3 protein-coding genes are annotated in these 3,120 nt (G+C 44.4%); all 3 read left to right on the forward strand.

Features of this window, described 5'->3' with window-relative positions; all coding sequences use genetic code 11:
* Positions 1-934, forward strand: a 934-nt coding sequence (locus AB4496_RS21005; RefSeq protein WP_372131861.1) for an efflux RND transporter permease subunit, incomplete at its 5' end; no start/stop codon positions are given.
* A gap of 307 nt (positions 935-1,241) precedes the next feature.
* Positions 1,242-1,766 carry a phosphatase PAP2 family protein gene (locus tag AB4496_RS21010; protein WP_009847812.1) on the forward strand — a complete coding sequence of 175 codons (525 nt, stop codon included), beginning with the start codon at positions 1,242-1,244 and terminating at the stop codon, positions 1,764-1,766.
* A gap of 94 nt (positions 1,767-1,860) precedes the next feature.
* On the forward strand, positions 1,861-2,916 hold the full coding sequence (locus tag AB4496_RS21015; protein WP_009847811.1) for an MJ1255/VC2487 family glycosyltransferase: 1,056 nt from the start codon (positions 1,861-1,863) through the stop codon (positions 2,914-2,916).
* Positions 2,917-3,120 lie beyond the last annotated feature (204 nt).

A 3,120-nucleotide genomic window follows, 5' to 3' on the forward strand; every position in this document is an offset into this window, starting at 1 on the left:
AACCTACAATGTGAATGGGCAGATGATTGCTTCCCAATTGCGTGCGGCCTTCTTTGGTCAGACTGCGGATGAAATCCAAATTGGGGTTGAGAACATTTCGATTGAGGTACGCCTTGATAAAGAACAAGCGGGTGATTTACAGCAACTGGCTAACTTCCCAATCATCACCGCAGACGGCAGCCAGATCCCGCTAGCTACATTGGCAACGTTAGATTTCCAGCGTAACTACGTGCGAATTCAACGCATCGATGGCTTAAGAACCATCAGTATCTTTGGTGATATTGATAATAAGAAAGCGAGTTCATCCGCGATTCTGGCTCAGTTCCAAAAAGATGAAGCCGCCAAACTTATTCAGAAGTACCCGGGTTTACGTTTTGATTTTGAAGGTGAAGCCAAAGATGCCGCGAAGACCGGAGCCTCAATGGGCAAAGGGTTCTTGCTCGGCTTATTCGGCGTATTTGCGATTCTAAGTTATCAGTTCAGAAGTTACTTAGAACCTGTGGTCGTGATGTTGGCGATTCCACTAGCCTTCATTGGGGTAGTGGTTGGTCACTGGATACTTGGCCACGCTTTGAGTATGCCAAGCATGATGGGCTTTGTGTCGCTTGCCGGGATCGTGGTCAATGATTCCATCTTGTTAGTGCAATACATTCGTCACCATGTTGATGAGGGAGATAGCGTTCATGACTCGGTGGTGAAGGCCAGTCGCGAGCGTTTCCGTGCGGTATTTTTGACATCAATGACGACCGCAGCAGGTTTGCTACCGCTGTTGACGGAAACCAGCTTGCAGGCTCAGGTTATCCAGCCTCTGGTTATTTCAATTGTGTTTGGCATATTTGCTTCAACCTTACTGGTGTTGTTTATGATCCCTGCCGCTTACGCGATATTGGCTGACTTCGGGTTGGTGAAGAAGCATGAGCCATTAGCGCTATAATCTTTAGCGCTATAATCTTTAGCGCTATTATCATTAGTCAGCACTACTATCATTAGCGAACGCTATAACCATTAACACGATAGAAGTAGTGTTTGTTTACTTATATAAAGAAGCAAAAACATAGAAGAATAAAGCGGCCTTGTGTCGCTTTATTTTTATCGGCTGCTTCTAGGCTCCTATTAGCTTACTTAGTGAAAGCGGTTAATTCGCTTCAAAATTCATTTTAGTTCATTCAAAACGTCACTTAACTGTCATTTCAGGGGCATACCTTGAGCCTTAACTGAATAAGGATTGTTAAGGAGATCGTATGCGTACTATCGAACCTGTTGTCCGCTGGGATGTGGCATTTTCTGTTTTCTGTTTGAAGAACCGTTATAGCGGGCAACATGCAACATTGAGTAAAGCGGTGTCTCATACCGGGGATGGTCATCTATATGTGTTGATCGCTCTGATTGCGCTGTTAGCTGATGGCTACACAGGTCGTGAATTTTTAATGGTTGGTCTAGCCGCTTTTGCGATAGAGCTACCGATTTATTGGGTAGCCAAAAACACCCTAAAGCGCCGCAGACCCGCTGAATTCTCTTCATTACTTCACTCTCACATTGTGCCGTCAGATAAATACAGCCTGCCATCTGGGCACTCCGCTGCTGCATTTGTTATGGCGACTCTAATCGGACATTTTTATCCAAGTCTCTATCTCTTTAGCTTGATTTGGGCGACAGCGATTGCAGGCTCTCGAATCCTACTCGGTGTGCACTTTTTAACGGACGTACTGATTGGCGCAGCGCTAGGTATAGCGTGCACAAGCCTAGCCATTTACTTCATTTTATAGCGCTTAGTCGTATGGCTGTTTGTTCTGTTGTTCATATTAAAAAGACACAGGCAAAGACAGCAGAGCTCGAATTATTAATCTTCAAGGAACCTGAATGAAAATTTTATATGGCGTACAGGGCACTGGAAATGGGCACATCGCTAGAGCGAGAGCAATGGCCGTCGCTTTTCGTCAGCAAAATATTGATGTCGACTTTCTGTTCTCTGGGCGAGACGAGAGTAAATTCTTTTCGATGGAAGCGTTTGGCAACTATCAGACCCGCAGCGGTTTAACTTTTTACAGCGAGCAGGGAAAGGTTAAATACGGCAAGACACTCATCAAGAACAACATCTGGCGATTTCTCCGCGAGGTTAACCAGATCGATCTTGCGCCTTATGACTTAGTGCTTAATGATTTTGAACCTGTGACGGCATGGGCGGCTAAGAGGCAAGGTGTGCCATGTATTGGTATAAGCCACCAGAATGCGTTCCGCTATGATGTACCTAAAGAAGGGGGCAACTGGATTGAACATTCCGTGATTCAACATTTCGCCCCAACTGAGCACTCTATTGGTTTGCACTGGTATCACTTTGAACAGCCAATATTGCCACCTATCGTTCACACGCCAGCGTGTGATGAGCGAGCGAAAGCAACACAAGACTTCACCTTGGTTTATCTACCATTTGAGGATCTTGATGCGATCTCTGAGTTGTTGATGAAGTTTGTTTCTCATCACTTTGTCTGTTATCACCCGAATGTGATTGAGCATAGCCGAGTCGAAAATATAGAGTTCAAACCACTCAGTCATGCCGGCTTCCAATTCGATCTCAATCAGTGCTCTGGTGTGGTGGCCAACGGCGGTTTTGAATTGCCATCTGAAGCCTTAACTTTAGGTAAGAAGTTGCTTCTTAAGCCTCTTGAGGGACAGTTCGAACAACAAAGTAATGTGGCGACGCTTGAAGCGCTCGGGTTGGCTCAAACCATGAGTTTTTTAGACGCGGCTATCTTGCGTAGTTGGCTCGGTGAAAAGCAGGCTGAAAGGGTTACTTACCCTGACGTGGCAAGTGCACTTGTTGAGTGGGTTTTGGCGGGCAAATGGTCTAACCAAGATGACTTGAGAAAGCAACTTTGGGATAAGGTGGATTTTCCTAGTTATGCATCACTCACGTAACCCATAATTGTTATTTCTGAATTGCCTAGCTGAACGATTCACGAGTTCAATAATTTGTAACAAATGTAACCAAAACGATAGAACAGCTAAATAAGTCGAAATGAAACTCATAAGTGACGCATTTTATGTTTTTTTATAACTCCATAAGCAACTGATTTTTAGGTGTTGTTTAATCATTAAGGTAAAATTAAATTATTCTTTATC

This window comes from Vibrio sp. 10N.222.46.A1, assembly GCF_041473595.1.
GTDB classification, from domain to species: domain Bacteria; phylum Pseudomonadota; class Gammaproteobacteria; order Enterobacterales; family Vibrionaceae; genus Vibrio; species Vibrio tasmaniensis_A.

Bases quoted from the DNA above. Each gene is read 5' to 3' on its own strand.
- AB4496_RS21010 (WP_009847812.1), top strand. From the start codon at position 1,242: ATGCGTACTATCGAACCTGTTGTCCGCTGGGATGTGGCATTTTCTGTT.
- AB4496_RS21015 (WP_009847811.1), top strand. From the start codon at position 1,861: ATGAAAATTTTATATGGCGTACAGGGCACTGGAAATGGGCACATCGCT.